The sequence below is a fragment of the Vibrio sp. V38_P2S17PM301 genome (assembly GCF_009904845.1).
Lineage (GTDB): Bacteria > Pseudomonadota > Gammaproteobacteria > Enterobacterales > Vibrionaceae > Vibrio > Vibrio proteolyticus.
In genome coordinates, this window is sequence record NZ_WXWO01000098.1 from 89,685 (window position 1) to 108,251 (window position 18,567).

The window sequence follows — 18,567 nt, forward strand, 5'->3', positions numbered from 1 at the left end:
ATGCTTTCTTGTTCATCGCTACTCTCCTTTATCTGTCATCGTTGCATCAAGCACTTGCTGCGCGTTGTTTGCAACGTCATCGCCACACTGCACTTTCAATACACGAATAAATTGGTCCAATTCAGCCAATGAGACGTCATTGTTGATGCTAATTCGGTAGTGCGCTCCTAATTGACCGTTAACACCTTGCATATTCGCCAACGCAGAAATGGTTGCGATTTCTCTCTGCTTCCAGGTCAAAACATCTTGTTGAAAAATATCGCCAAACAGGTGCGCCTTTAAATAAGTGTCGATTTCGGGCGAAAAGTCGAACAACGCTCCAGTCACCTCTGATCCAACTAATTTGGTTTGATTACGGGCGCCAACCTCAAGGCTACTTTGATTTTGAGGGAATGGAGACAATGTACGGCCGAGTTCGTCTTCTATCCCCTGACTTTTCCGCTCGTCCAGCACCGTCATCAATGCGGCAAGCGCATTTAGGCTCCGCGGAAAACCGGCATATGCGTACAACTGAACCAAAATGGCTTTGCTTTCATTTATCGTTAAGCCGGCATCCAGTCCCTGATGAAGGCTGCTTTTCAACTGTGAAATCTCTCCACTAGCGGCAAACGCCGCAATGGGAATCAAAGCTTTGTCTTTCGCCGACAGCGGCTCTGAAGCCACCACGTTGCCAGAAAAGCCGATCGCCCCTAAACTCCATACCAACCGCATCAGGTATTTTTTAATGACATAAGATCTGGTCACGTTCGCTCCCCCCCCTAATCAGTGCGATCCCTGCTAAAACCTGTACTATCAGCGATCCCATTACCTCGACCGCTCGTCACTCTATTCTCTAGAACGGGCGCATTTTCCGGATTACCCTGGCGAGCAGTGGTGCTTTCGCCTGCGACTAAACGCCACCGATTACTCGCAGGCTTCATGCTCCCCGTCATTACCTGTGATAAGTCACATCTGAAATAAAAAAGGAACATTCAAAGGCAGTGGAAAAACGAATACCCCCCGAAAGATGAACTAGGTTAACGCGTTATATTCTTCATCAGAGACCTGCTCTAACCATTCATTCCTGGCCCCTTCCGCCGGAATCTCTACCGCAACATGCGCAAACCAACTGTCCTTTGCGGCACCATGCCAGTGCTTAGTTCCAGGGGCGATATAAACCACCTTGCCGGGTAACAACTCCTGTGCAGGATGGCCGAATTCCTGATACCAACCTTTCCCTCCGGTTACGAGTAAAATCTGTCCACCTTTATGGTGAATATGCCAGAAATTGCGACAACCAGGCTCAAAGGTCACATTGGCGACAGTAACGCCTTGGAGGTTCAGCAGAGACAGGAAGCTCGTCCCGGTAAAGTAATCGGCATACGCGTCATTTCGTTCACCGAAATCAAAAATACCTTTACCATTAAAGACTCCCGCCTGAAGCTCGCTTGGAATCAGTGTGTTTTCGTCGTTTTTCATCATTGCTCCCGAGTTTTCAAAATCAACACTCTTATGTTTCATGACTGACCGTGTCGTTGGCGTGATACTGTGCCTCAACTTGGCTTCGCGCTGTTCACTGCGGCAGTGGCATTCACGATCTGCACTCTGGCACTGACTGTTGTTTGCACCGTTTACCTCCGACATTTAATAAATAATGAGCTGAAGAATGGTTTGATTTGTCGGCGTGGAGGCCATTATTTCGTACCTTGCTTTTACTTTACGCTTGTCTGTGTCTTACTCGTTAGCCTATTCATTGCTAAAACTTGCCTGATTCTCCAAAGAAATAAGCCCCCCATCACTGCATCTTTAATGTGTAGCTCTCAAAAATACTCATAAGACATTGTATAGATAGACAATAATATTAATGCGCACCTAAGATACCAGCACGCTCAACCTTTCTCGTCGCCAGGCTGAAGGGCCCCACTTGCCTGATTGTCTTTACATATGGAAAATTATTGCTGAAAATAACTGCCAGTTTTTATGCCTTTTGAGCGAATGATGCCCCCCAAGGAGTGACCATGTCTGGCCAAAAAAACACAACCGTCAGCGGTGAAAAGCTGATTCGCCAAATAAAGGAATGGACCGGTCAAGGCAATCAGTACGATACTGCGATCCCGGGACTAAGACTCAGTCGCTGGACATCACCCACCTTACCCACCAGTTATTCGCACCACCCTAGTATCTGTCTGATTGCTCAAGGGAAAAAACGCGTCCTCCTTGGGGACGAAAGCTTTGTCTACGACGCCAATCATTTTTTAATTTCAGCAGTAGAGCTGCCCATCATCGCCAACATTATGGAGGCGAGTGAAGAGCGCCCATATTTAGGCCTGATTTTGGAGCTCGATTTACAAGAGATATCCCAGCTGATCGTCGACAGCGAGCTTGCTTTCAATCACGATAAGGAAGCTCAAAAAGGCATCGCGGTGGGTACGCTCTCTGAACCTTTAGTGGATGCATTCGTACGTTTGATGGGGTTGCTCGATGAAGAGGAAAACATCAAAATTCTGGCTCCCGTGATTAAGCGCGAGATCTTCTATCGTTTACTGACAACCGAACAAGGCACTCGACTGAATCAGATTGTCACGTCAGGTAGCCATAGCCATCAAGTGTCCAAAGCCATCGACTGGTTAAAGAATAATTTCGTTAAACCATTAAGTGTCAGTGAATTAGCGTCATACAGCGGCATGAGTAAATCTGCCTTTTATACGCACTTTCGTTCGATGACCTCAATGACTCCACTTCAGTTTCAGAAAAAGCTGCGCCTCAATGAGGCTCGTCGTTTAATGTTGACCGAAAACCTGGATGCCATGGCGACAACGTTTAAAGTCGGTTATGAAAGCCCTTCACAGTTTAGCCGGGAATACAGCCGTATGTTTGGTGCGCCGCCGTCAAAAGATATCAAAGCCTTGAGAGAGTCGGCATCATTTTGACACGGCGCCATTAATAACCAAGCGGTCGGACGTTGGGCGCTCGCTGTTCAGTTCAGCAAATACAGTCGACTTTATCGATTGTGTCGTGGAAGAGATGCTATTTCCTATCCAAGCGTATTCAGACGGACAGAGGGCGTGAATTCTTTGCTGAGAAAGTCCAGAAACAACTAATGATTTATGGGATCAAGTTTCGCCCAAATAAGCCTGGCTCACCTCACTTGAATGGCAAAGTGGAACGCTCGCAGAAAATAGATAAAAGTGAGTTCTATCCGACCATAGATGCCTCTGTGGGGCTGGAAGAACTGGATCTGCTACTAGCTGAATGGCAACACTACTACAATTGGGAACGGCCCCACAGCTCGTTAAATGGGCTACCCCGATAGACAGGATTACTGAGATGTCTGATCAAACCCCTTTGTCTGAAGAGGTATCTCAGAACTACCAGATCAGGAAAGAGCGGTTTCAAGAGCAGAGTTACAAGCTCGATCTTCAGCTAAGAAAATTGAAACCATCTCTATGAATCACACAGTTTATATACACTATGATTGGGACTCACAATAGAACCAGTTTTCACGATCTAATTTTTGACAAAAATGATAAAAGCTTTCAGTTCCATTTTCTACTGATTGTTTAATAGACTTAACTTGATACTCCTCAGTATATCCATCAGAGCTAAACAAATAATAGCGAGAAGGATTTAGCCAATATAACCAATCTCCAAATGAATATCGTACTGATACCCTTTTAGCACTTTTATGAAAAATGACACGCTTAATGTTATATCTTTTCATTATTGTATTTACATTGGCATTAGAAGAGCTTCTTATGTCCAAAAATACATCATCATTCATTTTGCTTGATTCTATTAACTCATTGTTCGCATCAATGAAATCCTGTGAAATCTCTTGGTTGTTAATATCCTTACCTTTAAAAAAAATATAGAGTAAAAGTATAACAACCATCACTAACAATACTTTTTTTAGGCTATTTAAAGGAGAGTCATTTACATTCATGTAATATCTTTGATCCATTCATAATAGGATAATCCGCACTTTCAATATATTGCATCAAAATATCTGCACTTATTTTTTCAGCATTTGGGTACTTGCGATACAATTCAATTCCAATCCTAATAGATAAGTTATCAGTTGTATCATCAAAAGCTCTTAAACCTTCCCCATTAGTTTCTGACCTGTCTGTCACTTCTTTTGAGCTACTTAATATATCTGTACCAATTTGCTCTAATCCTGCTCCATCTAACAAAATAGACTCAGAAAAGCCACACAATATTCCCATATAACCATAATGTATGTTTGACCATATATCATAATAATATTCATATTCTTTATATTTATGATGAAAGCGAGTTGAGTTTCCACTGGTTGGGAATCTCTGGGCTATTATAGGCTTATGATCCCAGTCTTGGTCTTGTCCAACCAGAGCCGTCCACTGAGCAATTGCTGAAGCCTTCTTAGACAAGGCCATTGAGACAAAATCAGGCATAGTGGCGGAATGTAAAGCACGCTTAAAAAAGCCGCCCTCCAATGAATCTCGATTCCATTTATCAATTTCGTCAACGGCATTATATGCATTTTCTAGTTGCATACTTTTAGTCACATCAAGAGCTGCATTCCTCTTTATCTCTTCTACCATATACAAAGCAACATCCAGCGCCTGATCTTTGTGACTACATTCAACATCATCAGTCGTTTCTGAATCTAAAGTTGACGATTGACTAGAAGTAGCCGCCATCGCAGCTTCAGCACTAGCAATCTCCTCGTTCATTGCTTGAATTGCTATGCGTGAGCCTTGTGGTGTTTTTGGTGAAACATTCACAAGTGGATTGCGAACCATTTTCGGATTAACCGCTTTAGACCTCTCATGCTCAAACAAGGATACTGCTTCATCATAGTTTATTCCATATTCACCATTCTCCCAAACCATCGAATTCCTTGGTGGAAATGGGTATCCCTTACCATCGTGAGAACTAGGTTCAACAACTCTCTTTGGAGAATCTCGGTTCACGGGATTACGTCTAATGTGCTGCTCTTCTTCACTTTGAGCATGAAATGCTTCTATTGCTTCTTCATAACTCATAGAAGCATCGCACCAATACCAATCATGATGTCTAGGAGGGAAAGGGTAGTTGAAGTCGTAGTGATGCTCTCGTTCAGATTTTAGATCTGGCTTAATATCATCCATAGAAAACGTTTCATCGGCTGTTTTTTATTCGCAATATTATATCAAACGCAGATGGTTGATAATGCCTAAACATGCAATCTAAATAACTTCTCGCCTTGTCGTTTTATCTAATTATCGAGATTCGAGATGTTCATTCACAATTTCACGTTCAGATATTTGTGACTTTATCCATATCTGAAATAACAGTAACTGCTAAGCATTCTCAGCGCAGGTTGAAGACGAAGTGGTCTATTCGGTTCAGTACTTTCACCAGTTCAGTGTCAACGATCAAATAAACTTTGTCGCCACTTACCAAATTTTGGGCAAAAAAAGAGCCGCAAAAAGCGGCCCTTAATATTTCGTATTTCCCGAAGTATTAGATTACTTCTCTTTACCGAATACGTTGTTCTCTTGCTCTTGTACGCGGATGAAGGTTGTACGCTTGGTTAGCTCTTTAAGCTTTGCTGCGCCTACGTAGGTACAGGTTGAACGCACACCACCAAGGATGTCTGAGATTGTACCGTGAACGCTACCGCGGAATGGCAATAGTACGGTTTTTCCTTCAGCTGCGCGATACTTGGCTACACCACCGGAGTGCTTATCCATCGCCGATTGAGAAGACATGCCGTAGAATTTCATGAAGGTTTCACCATCTTGCTCGACAAGTTCACCGCCAGACTCTTCATGGCCAGCCAGCATGCCGCCCAGCATCACAAAATCGGCCCCGCCACCGAAGGCTTTTGACACATCCCCCGCACAAGAACAGCCGCCGTCACCGATGATCATGCCACCCAGGCCGTGCGCTGCATCACCACACTCAATGATGGCGGACAACTGCGGATAACCGACACCGGTTTTCACTCGCGTGGTACACACTGAACCCGGGCCAATGCCAACTTTCACAATATCTGCACCTGCCAGAATCAGTTCTTCACACATATCGCCGGTCACGACGTTACCAGCTGAGATCACTTTGTCTGGGAAGGCGGCACGTACACGTTCCACGTACTCAACCAAATGTTCAGAGTACCCGTTCGCGATGTCGATACAAATAAAGATCAAGTCATCGGACATCGCCATGATGTCTTGGGTTTTCTGAAAGTCAGCATCTGACGTACCGGTTGATACCATCACATTATTGAGTACGGGCGCGTCTGTGCTTTGCACAAACTCAGCCCAGTCAGCAACGGTGTAGTGTTTATGCACTGCAGTCATCACACCATGCTCGGCCAGTGCTTTGGCCATGTCAAAGCTACCAACCGAATCCATGTTCGCCGCAATAACTGGCACACCAGACCATTGACGGCCACTATGCTTGAATGTAAAATCGCGGGTTAAATTTACTTGAGAACGGCTTTTCAGGGTTGAACGTTTCGGGCGAAACAGGACGTCTTTAAAACCTAACTTAAGTTCTTGTTCGATACGCATTGTGCATTTCCTTGATTCATTAACTGATGTGTCATCGCAGATTGCGTAGTAAAAACGTTGGCAGACGTGTTTACTGTTCTTCGGACACAAAAAAACCGGAGCGTTGGCAGACGCTCCGGTTTTCAGCATTATAGGCTGTGATTTCTTTCGCGCAAGACTCACAAATGCATTTTTTTTGTGCTACCTTAGGAAAGAATCCATACCGCAAATCTCCCTCGTCTTTTCTGGTTTCTTATAGGGATAATATTTCTTTTAAAGATCATCAACTTGAACCCAATCACCTTTCCTAATGCAACTCAAATGAGTCGATAAAAACGTTTTCCGAAACCGTTTCACTTTGTCGGATAAACCTAACATTGTGACTCACATCACTCCGTTCACGCTGATATCATGATGTCTCACTTTCACTTAAGCGTACAAAAATTACTCTAAACTTGAAAAAGTAACGAAACGCAAAGGTAAATAACTGGCTATTTATTCAGCCAACGATGTAATCACAACGAATTCATGGTTTATTTTTTAATGAGTTAAGTATAGAAATAGCGAAGGCGCAGAAATTTCTCCTTTCTGCTCATCTTCATAGAGAGGAACATTATGATTGATGTAGCATTCTTCAGCTCGAAATCTTACGACGAAGCTTCATTTTCAAAGGTTAATGCTCACTACAAGTTTAACCTCCATTTTCACGATTTTCGGCTGACGACCAAAACGGCCAAAATGGCACAAGGTTGCCAGGTTGTCTGCGCATTTGTTAACGACGATCTCTCCGCTCCGGTTTTGGAAAGTCTTCATGCGCATGGTGTCAGAGTGGTCGCGATGCGCTGCGCTGGCTTTGATAAAGTCGACCAAAGTGCCGCTAAACGTCTGGGCATTCAGGTGGTGCGCGTACCCGCCTACTCACCAGAAGCCGTGGCAGAGCACACCATAGGGTTGATGTTGTGTCTGAACCGTCGTTTTCACAAAGCGTATCAACGTACCCGAGACGCCAACTTCGCATTAGACGGGTTGGTCGGTTTTAACTTCCATGGAAAAACCGTCGGTGTGATTGGCAGCGGTAAAATTGGCCTGGCCACCATGCGTATTCTGAAAGGCCTGGGCATGCACATTCTATGTTACGACCCTTATGAAAATCCGCTGGCCATCGAACTGGGCGCGACCTATTGCTCAAAAGAAGCGCTGTTTAAGCAAAGTGATGTGATTACGTTGCACTGCCCGATGTCTGAAGAGAATTATCACCTGCTCAATGAAGAGGCGTTCAATCAGATGAAAGACGGTGTCATGATCGTCAACACCAGCCGTGGTGAATTGCTGGATTCGGTTGCGGCTATCGAAGCATTAAAACGTGGCCGCATTGGCGCTCTGGGTTTGGATGTGTATGACAATGAAAAAGACCTGTTCTTCCAGGACAAATCGAATGACGTGATCGTCGATGACGTATTCCGACGTCTGTCGGCTTGTCATAATGTGCTGTTCACCGGACACCAGGCATTTTTGACCGAAGACGCACTGCACAATATTGCCGATACCACACTCAGCAACATCGCGCATGTACTGAAAGGTGAGAAATCCGGTAACGAGCTTATCGAACTCGATTAACCACCTCCCTGATGCAGGGGAACAGATCACTGGCCACCAGCCCGCGTTCCCCTGCACTTCCCGCCGCCAGATCGGCGGCACGACTGTGAACATAGACACCTAGTGACGCAGCGTCCATCAGCTCATACCCTTGTGCCAGAAAACCAGTGATCACGCCGGTCAAGACATCACCCATACCACCCGTAGCCATGCCGGGATTGCCCGCCAAACACACCCGTGTGGTGTAATCGCTGGACACAATCGTTCCTGCACCTTTCAATACACATACACCACCGTATTTTTCCTGCAAAGACTTTGTAGCCTGATAACGATCGGCCTCAATATCAGCGACCGTGCAATCGAGTAATCTTGCCGCTTCCCCGGGATGCGGAGTAATGATTCGATTGTCATCCTGATTCGGGTACATCGCCAGCAGGTTTAACGCATCCGCGTCGAATACTTTTGGTTTATTCTGATGGCTAATATGATCAAACAACGTTTTACTGAAGTTCGTTTGCCCAAGACCCGGTCCAAAACCTATGGCGCTGGCCCAGTGAATCCGGTCACGCATAGTGCACCCCTCCAACCAGTCAGATGCCATGACTTCAGGCATTCTGACCAACAATGGGGTCAGATGCTGTTGTTGTGTCAGTGTCGCTGTTAAGCCACTCCCAGCACGAAGACACGCCTCCGACGCAAGCAAAATTGCGCCGCCCATCCCCAGATCGCCACCGATAAGAACCGAACGACCAAAACGGCCTTTATGCGCGCTCTGACGGCGGGGTTGTAACAGATCATCACAATACGCCGGCGTAATGGCGTACACCGACGGTGAGTTCTGGCAATCAAACACTTCTGCCATTTCCAGACCAGCAAAGTGCATCTGACCTACATAGTCACGCGCCTGCCCCGTCACCAAACCTTGTTTCAGACCAATAAAGCTTATCGTCTGAGTGGCACGCACCGCCGCGCCCAACACTGTCCCTGTATTGGCACACAATCCTGAGGGAACATCGATCGCAATCACTGGGCATTCATAGCGATTGATCATTTGGATAAGCTGGCGAGTCGAACTTCTGACCTGACCACTCAAACCAGTGCCCAACACTGCATCGACTACAACGTCCGGGCTGTAAAACTGTGTATCGTCCGGGCGGATTTTCCCTCCCGCCTGGCAAAATTCATCTCGGGCTAACGCTGCATCACCGCTCACGCGCTCTGGGTCGCCATGATGACAAAGTGTGACGGACAACCCTGCCTGCAATGCAAGCGTTGCGACAATATAGCCGTCCCCACCGTTGTTGCCTCCGCCCGTGTATATCAACAGATGTTGCGCTCTGGGATGGGATTGCCTGAGCAGTTGGAATGCGGCGAGACCAGCCCGCTTCATCAGGGTGTACATTGGAACGCCCGCACTGCGGGCAGCGAGAACTTCTCCGGCTTTAACCTGTTGCGCCGAATAGTAGTGAGCTGGAAGGGACATACGTGCTCCCGTGAACTGCTTAACCGGTATCCTCAGCGTAAACTAAAAAGCCGAGGTTTTCCTCGGCCTTTAGTGCATTTTCGTTAACTCACACACTCTGACATGCAACGTATTCACACTCAGCCACAATCATAAAACGACGATCACAATTGACGATTCACAGACATCAAAGCCTCTGCGGTTGCATCCTGAATAGACAAAAACAGTGACTTAATCTGTCCCGTTGGTGTTCTCATTGGGTTCAGGGTGATGTTCTGGTACATGAAATCGGCTTGCTGCGTCACCGGGCGAACGTTACGGCAACAAAACAGGTACGGCCGTTGTTGCCAACTGATGAAGCTGCGGCAACCAAGATCGTAAACGGGTTTCGTTTTCAGAATGAACCACTCTCTGGGGATTTCAGGGAAGAGTTCGAACAACGATTTACCGATCGCATCTGCGGAGTGTATCCCGCTATGATGAGTCATAAAACCATTCCACACCTGAACGGTATAATCCCTGTCGATCACCACTAAACCGAGGTCCACATTCTGAACCATGTCCACCATCCAGTGGAACTGCTCAAACTCAGCAGGAAGATTTAACATCAGAAGTCCTCCATCAGATACGCCAGCTTTTTGTCCAGAAGCGGCAAGGATTCATCGACAAACATAAACAGCATGTCACAACGAATCGACGTGTCCGCGATGGTGTAACTGACTTCAAAGGTCATGGTTTTCTTGAAACTGCCTGAGGTCGATTCGATCACCGAATCGATTGAGATATGTTGTCCGAGTAAAACTGGCGGGCTTTGGAAGAAACGCACCTCAGCCTGCTCTCCCAAACCATTCAGGAACGATCCGACCAAAATATTTGATACGTCCATTAGCAACTCCAGCTCTTGAAGCTCTTCGCTTTCCGCCGGGATTTTCATCAAACGTTTGAGATCCGACACGCTGGAATCGCTGAGTAGCACCAGGGCTTCACCAGCAACGCCTTCGCCACTAAAGCCCTGACATACACCGGAGACCTGATCGTTGTCGGCCAGATCGCGCAGCGCCATATGCAGTTCACTGACTTCAAAGATATTCACATTTGGCAGCGGCAGATTGACGAACACATCAAAATGACGCGCCAGCGCATCAGCGGCGCGGCCAATCGATACGTTGGCGACTTCCATGTAGATATCACGGCGCCGAAGTACCGGCAACTCAAGCGCTATCGGTGTTATCACCTGCGGGCGACTCTGAGGCTGCACCAATTCACGTAAAACAGCGTTCAGAGCATCTTTATCGATCGGTTTTTGAATAAAGGCTTTGGCACCGAGCGACAGCACTCGCTCTCGTGCTTTAGGCTGGATATCCCCCGACACCACCACCACCGGAACATCCATTCCGCGCTGGCGCATTTCTTCCAGGGTACCGAAACCGTCCAGCTCAGGCATAGTGAGATCGAGAAACATCAAACGGAAATCACGCTGGCCGAGTTGCTCTAGCGCATCAATACCATGAACAGCAAAGGTGATGTCGGCATTCAGAGAGGCGGGCAGTGAACGAGCCATCTGCTTTCTTGCCAGAGCAGAGTCGTCACAAATCAGAACCGGGAAAGACATGCAATCACCTACTTCTACTTATCGTTAGCTATAGTCCGAAGTGTAACAGATCATGCAGTACGCAGAAATGAAGCGAGAGAATAAATCAGCGCTTAACCTCACACCTCAATGAAGAGATAAGCGGTAATAAGCAAAGGATTGAATAACAATCACCAACAACAAAAACGCCTTCCGAAGAAGGCATTTATTCAAATCAGTTGGCCATTTTAATCAAGGATTTACCCATCAGCCATTCCAACTCTTTGCTACTTTGAGAACCAAACTGAGCTTCCGCCAGTTTGTACAGTCTGTCGATGCCGTTTGCCGCAAATTCCTCGGCTTTCTCTGTGGTCACGATATGGTGAAACAGCAAACGCAAAATAGCGATAAACTCTTTGTTATCCAACGCGTTAAGCCAGCTTTGTGCAAAGGCGTCCAGACCGGCATCCATATTGAGGTGCTCGACAAACATTTTGAAGATGCGACCATCAAGAGCGGCGGTAAAGTCCGTTTTCTTTGGAAAGTGGTGGCTAATACCCGTACGAGAGACGCCGGTTTGTTGGCTCAGCGTTGTGTATGACATTTTGTCATAACCCAATCTGAGCAGTTGATCAACAACCGCATCCATGATTTTCTGAATGGTGATTTCAGTATCTTCTTTACTACGCTTTGGCATGGTTAAGACTCTTCTCTCTGTGAATCCACCCGACTCAAACCTTGAGTCAGAAATCTGTTTCGCGTTTAGCCCCGTGATAACGATCCAAGTACGCCTGATTACCTTTTCGGTAACTTCGAATGTGTCTGTGAATCCGACAATGTAGCGAAAACGCTACATTGTGCGATGGAGTCAAACTGATGTTGCATATTTGATCATATTTTTAGGTTGAATTTGCTATGCAACTACGAACTAACATATTTTCGATATATGAATTAATTGCCAGATAATCTTATAAATTATTCATTTAGGCAATTGGCTCTAAGCTGTCCTGACAAAGATATGACGTAAAAAACACCATTTTTTTGAGGTCTGTCACACGTAAAAAGCACCAATAATTGTTATTAATAGGTTAAGAAGTGTCTAATTTAGGATATCATAGTGAGTTTTCTTCCTGACTCTGCACTTCCCTTACTAAATTTGTGGATACCCGGTTATCTTCTCGCTACACTGGAAACCTTTTCAGGTAAGAGGTAATTGAGATGAGCACTGATCAATTTGAGACTCAGGATATGTGCGAAGCCTGTGGTTGCGCAGGTGAAATGGGTTTTATCATCAAAGAAGGCGACGAAGTGGCAGAAGTCACCCTGTTTGGCGCCAGTCGTTCTCAACTGGAAGCAGAGTTTGAAAAATACGCCGCACTGGCGAAAGAAGTCTGCCAAAACGTAGAGTTTGAAGTTTCGCCGATGAACGATGCCAGCAACGAGCTCCATGCACGCTTTAAATTTGAAGTTAGCGCCGAGAAACTGATCTTCGAACTCAAAACTCGTTCTCTGTCACGCTAAAACCAGTACAGTCAGCTCACAACAGCGGGATTCCAATACCCGCTTTTGTGATCCCGACACCGCCACCATGGCGATTTCTCCAATATTGATTGAAGCTCTCGGTCCTCCTGCCGATACTAGGTGTAATGTTACCGCCACTCCTTGATACCTCATGCGTCACTTGTTTGTATTATTTCTGCTCTGTTTACCTGCATCCCTGATAGCGGAACCACTCGACAGTTACCGGTTACTGAATCATCTGGACAATTACGGCAACCTGGATCTGCGTAATAAACCGTATACCATTTTACCGGATGGCCTGGTGGTGAAAGGCAATTTGAACATTGCCAAAACCGCGATCAAGACACTACCAGCCGATATGGACATTCAGGGCAGTCTGGACGCTTCCAACAGCCAACTAAGCCGGATACAAAGCGGGACCAAGATCAAAGGCTATGCAAACTTGCTTGGTTCTCAAGTAAAACAATGGCCACGCGGCGTGCGAGTGGGCGGATATTTGAATTTTACCGACACGCCACTAATCCGACTGCCACCAAGGCTTCGAGTGAAAGGCGATCTGAGCGTGATCAGAACGCCATTGGAGTCATTGCCGGAAGGGTTAACGGTAGACGGAAGCCTGTTTATCGGTGGCTCAAAAATCTCTCAGTTTCCAGACACCATGACGGTAAAAGGCAACATCTATCTCGGCGGCAACCAAATCAGCAAGTGGCCGACAAACTTAACTCTCAATGGCGCGGTTGCCCGTTAACAGAAACAAAAAAGAGATGCCATCGCATCTCTTTTTTATCAGACAATATTTCTGACCGGATTGGCGTAGCTGTCCAACAGGTACTGATGTGCCCCTTGCGGCAGCTTATCAAGTTTGGTTTGCAGCAGCGCACGAACCTCATCGGTCACGCCTTCATTGCTGCCCGCCGCTAGGTGGTTAATCGGGAACAGTTTGTAATGATCGTGAATTTGGCGATCAATCTCTTTGGCCAGTTCGTCCGGGGTTTCAAAATCTTGATCGATCACATCACCAAATGCCACATGAATACGCCCTTTGTAGCCAACGATACCCTGAATGATGCTTTCGATGTCTTCAAACTCACCCTTTTCGTATTTTCCTTTGGTGGCTTTTTCGAACAGTTCAATGGCCTTAGCCGTATCACACGGATCGTTCTCATACGAAATAGACACCGGAACAATACGCAACGATTTAATGTAGTCAGGGAAAGGCATTTTTTGCTTACGGCCTTCAACATGGAACATCTTCAGGATCGCCGGATCGGTAAAATCGTTGCCATCTTTTGCTCGTCCCTCTTTCTGGGCGATCCAAATTGAATTGCCCGTATCTAGAGAATGCTTAATATAAGACGATAACGTGCCGAGTGCTTTCATCATCTCACGTGGCGCTTTCGCTGAACGTTTTACGATAAAGCTCTTGTTGAGCCGCATCAGTTCAGTGGCACACGGCTTCTTCAGCAAATTATCTCCGATCGCAATACGCACCGTCTTGTGACTACTCTGGTACAGCCCGTAATTCACTAACGCTGGATCCATCGCGATATCACGGTGGTTAGACACAAACAAGTAAGCCGTCTCTTTGTCCAGCTTCTCAAGGCCTGAGTACGTCACCCCTTTGGTGGTCGACTCGATGGTTTGATCCAGATATTTTTTCACTTCTAGCTGTATCGCCTCAACAGACGTCAGCTTCGCCCATTTAAACTTCAGGTAAATCTTGACTATCGGAGACATCAGCGCTTTAAACCATGTAGCATGGTTTGAAAAGCGATGCTGGAGGATGGCGTTGATAAACTCTTCATCGTTAATCAAGCGCTCAATAGCAGCAGGAATTTCATCGTCATTGTAGGGACGAATATCAATATATGGATCGTTATTAGAAGTCATTGTTTACTACATCAAAAAAAAAGCTGGCCTATTTTACGCATACTTAGCGGACATAACAGCTAAAGTACTAACAGAATTCTGAAGGTCAGACCAGAGATCTGCAACGATTTCCGTGCTAAGTTTGCAATTTATATGATAATCGTTACCCTTAGCGGCCCAATATGAGAGAGAGCTCTAATGAACTACGCTATTGAACATCAGGTGACACGATATGCGTACCTTGTCACCACGCCTCGTAAAAAAGCCCTCAAACATAGTCTTATTCGCGTAACGGAAGGGCTGATGTTGCTGCGATTGGGGAAAAATGAATACGCTGTCGAAACTGGTGATTCTGTCTGGATTCCGTTTGATTGTCTGTGCGCTTTGTCCTTTTTTCCGGCCACTAAAATTGAGCGGGTCGACTTTTCCGTGCGAAACACCGATCCATTGCCGAGTCAGGCTGGGTATGTAAAGCAGACCGAACTCAGCAACGCGTTAATGAACAAGTTGGTGCATGCCAAAGTAAAACCCGACGTCGAAGCCGAAATTCTTCAGCTCTTGAAACGTGAAGTCGCCGCGTTTTCTCCGCTGCTCTACACCAGTGAACTGAGTGAAGCCATTTCAAGCTGGGAGCCGGACTCCGACTCATTTTTGTCTCGCAGCCACCAGTTAGTACTGACGATGCGCGAAGCAAAAAAACGCATGCAGTCAGGCGCCAAACCGGAACAGATCGTTGAAGATTTGTTCAACAATAACCAGGAAGAATTTGAACAGCTCTACCAATTAGTGACTGGCGAAAATTATCAGTAAAAAAGCGCAGCAATTGCTGCGCTTTTTTATGACTCCTGCACCACCAACATCATGCTGCTCACCGGCGCCACATCCAGGCTCAACTTACCCTGTACGGCGGTGTACAACGTATCAGACAGCAGGTCTTTAAGAGTACCGCTTTGAGCAATGTCCACCCTCTGTCCACGTGTGGACTTATTGATGATCACTAACCCTGCTTCTTCTCTGGCAAGCACCAACAAGTCATCATTGGCCTCCAGTACGGTCATGATTTTACCGTGCATCTGATTGTGGAATCGGATACGTGCAAGCATCGCGGGATCTTTCCAGGCATCGACCCAACGAGGTTGACCAACGTGGTTATTGATACCACTGGTATTGAGATCGGTGTATATCAGCGGCACGCCACCATCACGCCCCAAAATGTACGTGTAGGCCAACTGTTCCAGTGCTTCATCCATCACCAAGTTTTCAAACACATCGTTGTTTGGAATGTCATGAGTGATGGCAAACGTCACCGCCCGGTACTTCGCCAATGCCTGCCCAAAACAGTACGGATCCACCAACGATGTCAGGCTGCCTCCCTCATCCAGAGCATCAAACATGGTCTGAAACAACGGAAAATCGTACGCACCAAGACGAGTCTCAGCCAGGTATGGCTCAAGGAAAATGTCGTACTCCGCTCGCGTGGCTCCACCATCAGTGATGATTTCACCAAAAATGTGCATGTCCCGAGTGATGGTTTCGGTCCAGACGTTTTTCAGATGTTCAATACTCATGTGCTTGGCAGCATCAATTCTGAAACCACGCACGCCCAGCGCTTTGAGTGCCTTAAGGTATTCCTGCTGCTGGACGATGACATGGTGATGAGCACGTAACGTCGGCAGTCCTGGGTCCGTTGCTCCACCGGTTATGCGTCCGTTCTGAACTTGCCACTTATCCTGCCAGTCTTTGATGCCGAACGCTTCGACGAAGTCCTGTTCAGTAAATAGTGGCTGGCTGAGATCGCCATACAACCGCTGAGACTGATAATAATCCGCTCGCGCCTGATAGTCGGCCATATCCGCCGCGCTTGGGTATTGCAAGTCAAGGCGCAGAGACGACTCATTCGCCATATGGTTGAACACGACATCGGCGTACACACTGATGCCGTGCTTTTCCAGCGCCGCGATCATGTGTTTGAAATCTTGAGTGTTACCAAGCTGGTTGTCGATAACACGATAATCTTGGGGTTGATAACGTTGCCACCATTGCGTGCCCTGCGCAGATGTAAGCGACTTCATAGGCGGTGATACCAGCACCGATTTGTAGCCGCCAGCGCTGATCGCACTGGCTTGCTCAGCGACGCGCTGATAAGGCCAGTCAAAGGCATGTAGAATGACGTCAGTAGCCATAACGTTTTCCATGCATTTCTTCCATTTATCCAAGTCCATTCATCTGGACAGGCTTATTATAGAAACGCCTGATTAAAGTCGTTCCCCCTTTTGCGTTTTATCTGTGTATTAGATCAGGGGCGTAGAAATTCACGTCAATACGCGTTAAGTTTATAGTTCGTACAAAAAATAACCAAAGGACTCCCGCGCATTACGCGCATCGACAACCAAGGAGCGGGTATGCCCAAAGTGCAAATTGATATTGTGTCAGACGTTGTATGCCCTTGGTGCATCATAGGATACAAAAGGCTTGAACTGGCACTCAGACAACTTGGCGAGACCTTTGACGCCTCAATTCAGTGGCATCCTTTTGAACTCAACCCCGCCATGGGGCCGAGCGGACAGAATTTACAGCAACACTTAGCTGAAAAGTATGGCGCCTCCAAAGCGATGAGCGATGAGAACCGGAAAACCATTACCCAACTGGGACAAGAAGTGGGGTTTTCGTTCCATTTTGTCGACGACATGCGTATATACAATACCCGCCAAGCCCATCAACTGTTGATGTGGGCCCGTTCGCAGGACAAACAGTTTGATCTGGAAATGGCTCTATTTGAAGCCTATTTCACCGACAATCGTGACATCAGCCTGCCCGACACTCTATTGGCCATCGCAGAAGAGGTTGGGATTGATACTCAAGTCGCCAAGCAGGTTCTGAGCGATCCCGGCTGGGCAGAGAGCGTTGCCTCCACCGAGCAACAGTGGCTTGAAGCTGGCATCAGCGCCGTTCCTGCAATTATCATCAACCGCAAACACCTGATTGCCGGTGCCCAGTCTGTCGAGGCTCTCAAGCGCGCCATTGAAGACATTGCACTGCAGATGCACTGACACAAAAAAGCCGACTCAGAGGTCGGCTTTTGCTGATGCAGTGGACTTAATGACGCAGACGACCAATCACACTCCAGCCAGCGACCACAATCAGTCCGGCTAATAGACCAATCAGACCGTTGAGAATAACGGGAATGAACGCGTGAGCCAGTGATACATTCGGCAACTCAAGCAATATCGGTTCAATCAAGTGGTGAATCATTGGTACGTTGTGCACCACGATCCCTCCGCCGACCAAGAACATCGCCGCCGTCCCCACTACGGTGAGGATCTTCATCAGTTTGGGCGCAAATGTGATAAGGCTTCGGCCAATGGCAGAACCTACGCCTTTGCCTTGGGCTTTTCTCTCCATATAGAAGCCCAAGTCGTCCAGTTTGACGATACCGGCAACCAACCCATACACCCCGATAGTCATGATCACTGCAATCAAGCTCACCACCAGGATCTGAGTCGCCATCGCCTGACCTTGCACCGTCCCCAGTGCAATCACGATGATTTCCGCCGATAAAATGAAATCAGTACGGATCGCGCCGGCGATCTTTTTCTTCTCATATTCATCAATCGAAGCATTGGCTAAATTGGCTTCTGCTTCGCTTTCAGAGTGCGCTTCTCCGTGATGAAACAGTTTTTCCAACACCTTTTCAGCGCCTTCAAAACACAGAAACAAACCTCCGAGCAGCAGTAACGGCATGATCAACCACGGCGCAACGGAGCTCATCAATAAGGCTGCGGGAACGAGAATGCACTTGTTGCGAAACGAACCTTTCGCCACCGACCACACCACCGGGATCTCACGTTCCGCGGCAACGCCAGACACCTGCTGCGCATTGAGAGCTAAGTCGTCACCCAGTACACCAGCTGTTTTCTTCGCCGCCACTTTAGACATTAATGCAACATCATCCAACACTGTGGTGATGTCATCCAGAAGAGTTAAAAGGCTTAATCCCGCCATAATCGATTCTCAAAGTATCAGGTGTTAGCAAATGTAACATCAGCCGACAG

At 46.9% G+C, this 18,567-nt stretch carries 18 protein-coding genes and 1 pseudogene; 7 read left to right on the top strand and 12 right to left on the bottom strand.

Annotation, left to right across the window (positions count from 1 at the left end; translation table 11 throughout):
• Positions 1-18: 18 nt before the first annotated feature.
• A complete protein-coding gene (locus CAG64_RS20525; RefSeq protein WP_161457569.1) occupies positions 19-711 on the bottom strand; it encodes a carboxymuconolactone decarboxylase family protein in 693 nt (230 codons plus the stop codon).
• 300 nt (positions 712-1,011) lie between these two features.
• A complete protein-coding gene (locus CAG64_RS20530; protein ID WP_161457570.1) occupies positions 1,012-1,458 on the bottom strand; it encodes a cupin domain-containing protein in 447 nt (148 codons plus the stop codon).
• Between the two features lie 539 nt (positions 1,459-1,997).
• Here CAG64_RS20530 and CAG64_RS20535 point away from each other — a divergent pair.
• Complete coding sequence (locus CAG64_RS20535) at positions 1,998-2,909, top strand: AraC family transcriptional regulator (RefSeq protein WP_161457564.1); 912 nt, start codon at positions 1,998-2,000, stop codon at positions 2,907-2,909.
• A gap of 49 nt (positions 2,910-2,958) precedes the next feature.
• Positions 2,959-3,429: pseudogene (locus CAG64_RS20540) on the top strand (integrase core domain-containing protein); the annotation flags it as partial.
• Positions 3,430-3,448: 19 nt separating this feature from the next.
• Here CAG64_RS20540 and CAG64_RS20545 read toward each other — a convergent pair.
• The 3 genes from CAG64_RS20545 to CAG64_RS20555 form a co-directional block, all read right to left on the bottom strand.
• Positions 3,449-3,922 carry a hypothetical protein gene (locus CAG64_RS20545; RefSeq protein WP_161489232.1) on the bottom strand — a complete coding sequence of 158 codons (474 nt, stop codon included), beginning with the start codon at positions 3,920-3,922 and terminating at the stop codon, positions 3,449-3,451.
• Positions 3,909-5,111, bottom strand: coding sequence for a polymorphic toxin type 44 domain-containing protein (locus tag CAG64_RS20550; protein ID WP_161457566.1), 1,203 nt, complete (start codon positions 5,109-5,111; stop codon positions 3,909-3,911). The genes CAG64_RS20545 and CAG64_RS20550 overlap by 14 nt, the downstream gene beginning before the upstream one ends.
• 360 nt (positions 5,112-5,471) lie before the next feature.
• Positions 5,472-6,518 (bottom strand): GMP reductase, encoded by a 1,047-nt coding sequence (locus CAG64_RS20555; RefSeq protein ID WP_021704826.1) that lies wholly within the window; start codon positions 6,516-6,518, stop codon positions 5,472-5,474.
• A gap of 594 nt (positions 6,519-7,112) precedes the next feature.
• On the opposite strand from CAG64_RS20555, the gene CAG64_RS20560 reads away from it, so the two are divergent.
• On the top strand, positions 7,113-8,114 hold the full coding sequence (locus CAG64_RS20560; RefSeq protein ID WP_161457567.1) for a 2-hydroxyacid dehydrogenase: 1,002 nt from the start codon (positions 7,113-7,115) through the stop codon (positions 8,112-8,114).
• Here the strand turns inward: CAG64_RS20560 and CAG64_RS20565 are convergent.
• From CAG64_RS20565 to CAG64_RS20580, 4 genes are all read right to left on the bottom strand, one after another.
• A complete protein-coding gene (locus tag CAG64_RS20565; protein ID WP_161457568.1) occupies positions 8,098-9,576 on the bottom strand; it encodes an NAD(P)H-hydrate dehydratase in 1,479 nt (492 codons plus the stop codon). The two genes, CAG64_RS20560 and CAG64_RS20565, sit on opposite strands and share 17 nt — an antisense overlap.
• 143 nt (positions 9,577-9,719) lie before the next feature.
• The gene (locus CAG64_RS20570) at positions 9,720-10,163 is read right to left on the bottom strand and encodes a PAS domain-containing protein (protein ID WP_021704829.1); all 444 of its coding nucleotides are present in this window, start codon (positions 10,161-10,163) and stop codon (positions 9,720-9,722) included.
• The gene (locus CAG64_RS20575) at positions 10,163-11,167 is read right to left on the bottom strand and encodes a response regulator (RefSeq protein WP_021704830.1); all 1,005 of its coding nucleotides are present in this window, start codon (positions 11,165-11,167) and stop codon (positions 10,163-10,165) included. The genes CAG64_RS20570 and CAG64_RS20575 overlap by 1 nt, the downstream gene beginning before the upstream one ends.
• Positions 11,168-11,360: 193 nt before the next feature.
• On the bottom strand, positions 11,361-11,822 hold the full coding sequence (locus CAG64_RS20580) for a TetR/AcrR family transcriptional regulator (protein ID WP_021704831.1): 462 nt from the start codon (positions 11,820-11,822) through the stop codon (positions 11,361-11,363).
• A 521-nt stretch (positions 11,823-12,343) separates the two neighbouring features.
• On the opposite strand from CAG64_RS20580, the gene CAG64_RS20585 reads away from it, so the two are divergent.
• Positions 12,344-12,646: a YfcZ/YiiS family protein gene (locus CAG64_RS20585; protein ID WP_161457402.1), complete on the top strand. Its 303-nt coding sequence runs from the start codon at positions 12,344-12,346 to the stop codon at positions 12,644-12,646.
• A 151-nt stretch (positions 12,647-12,797) separates the two neighbouring features.
• On the top strand, positions 12,798-13,394 hold the full coding sequence (locus tag CAG64_RS20590; RefSeq protein WP_161457403.1) for a hypothetical protein: 597 nt from the start codon (positions 12,798-12,800) through the stop codon (positions 13,392-13,394).
• A 38-nt stretch (positions 13,395-13,432) separates the two neighbouring features.
• Here the strand turns inward: CAG64_RS20590 and CAG64_RS20595 are convergent, their stop codons facing one another.
• Positions 13,433-14,536, bottom strand: a complete 1,104-nt coding sequence (locus CAG64_RS20595; protein ID WP_161454206.1) for a 1-acyl-sn-glycerol-3-phosphate acyltransferase — start codon at positions 14,534-14,536, stop codon at positions 13,433-13,435.
• Positions 14,537-14,713: 177 nt separating this feature from the next.
• Between CAG64_RS20595 and CAG64_RS20600 the strand changes: the two genes are divergently transcribed.
• The gene (locus tag CAG64_RS20600) at positions 14,714-15,325 is read left to right on the top strand and encodes an AraC family transcriptional regulator (protein ID WP_161454207.1); all 612 of its coding nucleotides are present in this window, start codon (positions 14,714-14,716) and stop codon (positions 15,323-15,325) included.
• 26 nt (positions 15,326-15,351) lie between these two features.
• Here the strand turns inward: CAG64_RS20600 and CAG64_RS20605 are convergent, their stop codons facing one another.
• Entirely contained in the window at positions 15,352-16,710 is a 1,359-nt protein-coding gene (locus tag CAG64_RS20605; protein ID WP_161457404.1) for an alpha-amylase family protein, read from the bottom strand.
• 207 nt (positions 16,711-16,917) lie between these two features.
• On the opposite strand from CAG64_RS20605, the gene CAG64_RS20610 reads away from it, so the two are divergent.
• Complete coding sequence (locus CAG64_RS20610) at positions 16,918-17,565, top strand: DsbA family oxidoreductase (RefSeq protein ID WP_161457405.1); 648 nt, start codon at positions 16,918-16,920, stop codon at positions 17,563-17,565.
• A 46-nt stretch (positions 17,566-17,611) separates the two neighbouring features.
• Here the strand turns inward: CAG64_RS20610 and CAG64_RS20615 are convergent, their stop codons facing one another.
• Positions 17,612-18,517: a DUF808 domain-containing protein gene (locus CAG64_RS20615; RefSeq protein ID WP_021704838.1), complete on the bottom strand. Its 906-nt coding sequence runs from the start codon at positions 18,515-18,517 to the stop codon at positions 17,612-17,614.
• Between the last annotated feature and the right edge of the window lie 50 nt (positions 18,518-18,567).

Excerpts from the sequence above, each read along its gene's own strand:
- CAG64_RS20525 (WP_161457569.1), bottom strand. The coding sequence starts at position 711 with ATGCGGTTGGTATGGAGTTTAGGGGCGATCGGCTTTTCTGGCAACGTG.
- CAG64_RS20530 (WP_161457570.1), bottom strand. The coding sequence starts at position 1,458 with ATGAAAAACGACGAAAACACACTGATTCCAAGCGAGCTTCAGGCGGGA.
- CAG64_RS20535 (WP_161457564.1), top strand. The coding sequence starts at position 1,998 with ATGTCTGGCCAAAAAAACACAACCGTCAGCGGTGAAAAGCTGATTCGC.
- CAG64_RS20545 (WP_161489232.1), bottom strand. The coding sequence starts at position 3,922 with ATGAATGTAAATGACTCTCCTTTAAATAGCCTAAAAAAAGTATTGTTA.
- CAG64_RS20550 (WP_161457566.1), bottom strand. The coding sequence starts at position 5,111 with ATGGATGATATTAAGCCAGATCTAAAATCTGAACGAGAGCATCACTAC.
- CAG64_RS20555 (WP_021704826.1), bottom strand. The coding sequence starts at position 6,518 with ATGCGTATCGAACAAGAACTTAAGTTAGGTTTTAAAGACGTCCTGTTT.
- CAG64_RS20560 (WP_161457567.1), top strand. The coding sequence starts at position 7,113 with ATGATTGATGTAGCATTCTTCAGCTCGAAATCTTACGACGAAGCTTCA.
- CAG64_RS20565 (WP_161457568.1), bottom strand. The coding sequence starts at position 9,576 with ATGTCCCTTCCAGCTCACTACTATTCGGCGCAACAGGTTAAAGCCGGA.
- CAG64_RS20570 (WP_021704829.1), bottom strand. The coding sequence starts at position 10,163 with ATGTTAAATCTTCCTGCTGAGTTTGAGCAGTTCCACTGGATGGTGGAC.
- CAG64_RS20575 (WP_021704830.1), bottom strand. The coding sequence starts at position 11,167 with ATGTCTTTCCCGGTTCTGATTTGTGACGACTCTGCTCTGGCAAGAAAG.
- CAG64_RS20580 (WP_021704831.1), bottom strand. The coding sequence starts at position 11,822 with ATGCCAAAGCGTAGTAAAGAAGATACTGAAATCACCATTCAGAAAATC.
- CAG64_RS20585 (WP_161457402.1), top strand. The coding sequence starts at position 12,344 with ATGAGCACTGATCAATTTGAGACTCAGGATATGTGCGAAGCCTGTGGT.
- CAG64_RS20590 (WP_161457403.1), top strand. The coding sequence starts at position 12,798 with ATGCGTCACTTGTTTGTATTATTTCTGCTCTGTTTACCTGCATCCCTG.
- CAG64_RS20595 (WP_161454206.1), bottom strand. The coding sequence starts at position 14,536 with ATGACTTCTAATAACGATCCATATATTGATATTCGTCCCTACAATGAC.
- CAG64_RS20600 (WP_161454207.1), top strand. The coding sequence starts at position 14,714 with ATGAACTACGCTATTGAACATCAGGTGACACGATATGCGTACCTTGTC.
- CAG64_RS20605 (WP_161457404.1), bottom strand. The coding sequence starts at position 16,710 with ATGGAAAACGTTATGGCTACTGACGTCATTCTACATGCCTTTGACTGG.
- CAG64_RS20610 (WP_161457405.1), top strand. The coding sequence starts at position 16,918 with ATGCCCAAAGTGCAAATTGATATTGTGTCAGACGTTGTATGCCCTTGG.
- CAG64_RS20615 (WP_021704838.1), bottom strand. The coding sequence starts at position 18,517 with ATGGCGGGATTAAGCCTTTTAACTCTTCTGGATGACATCACCACAGTG.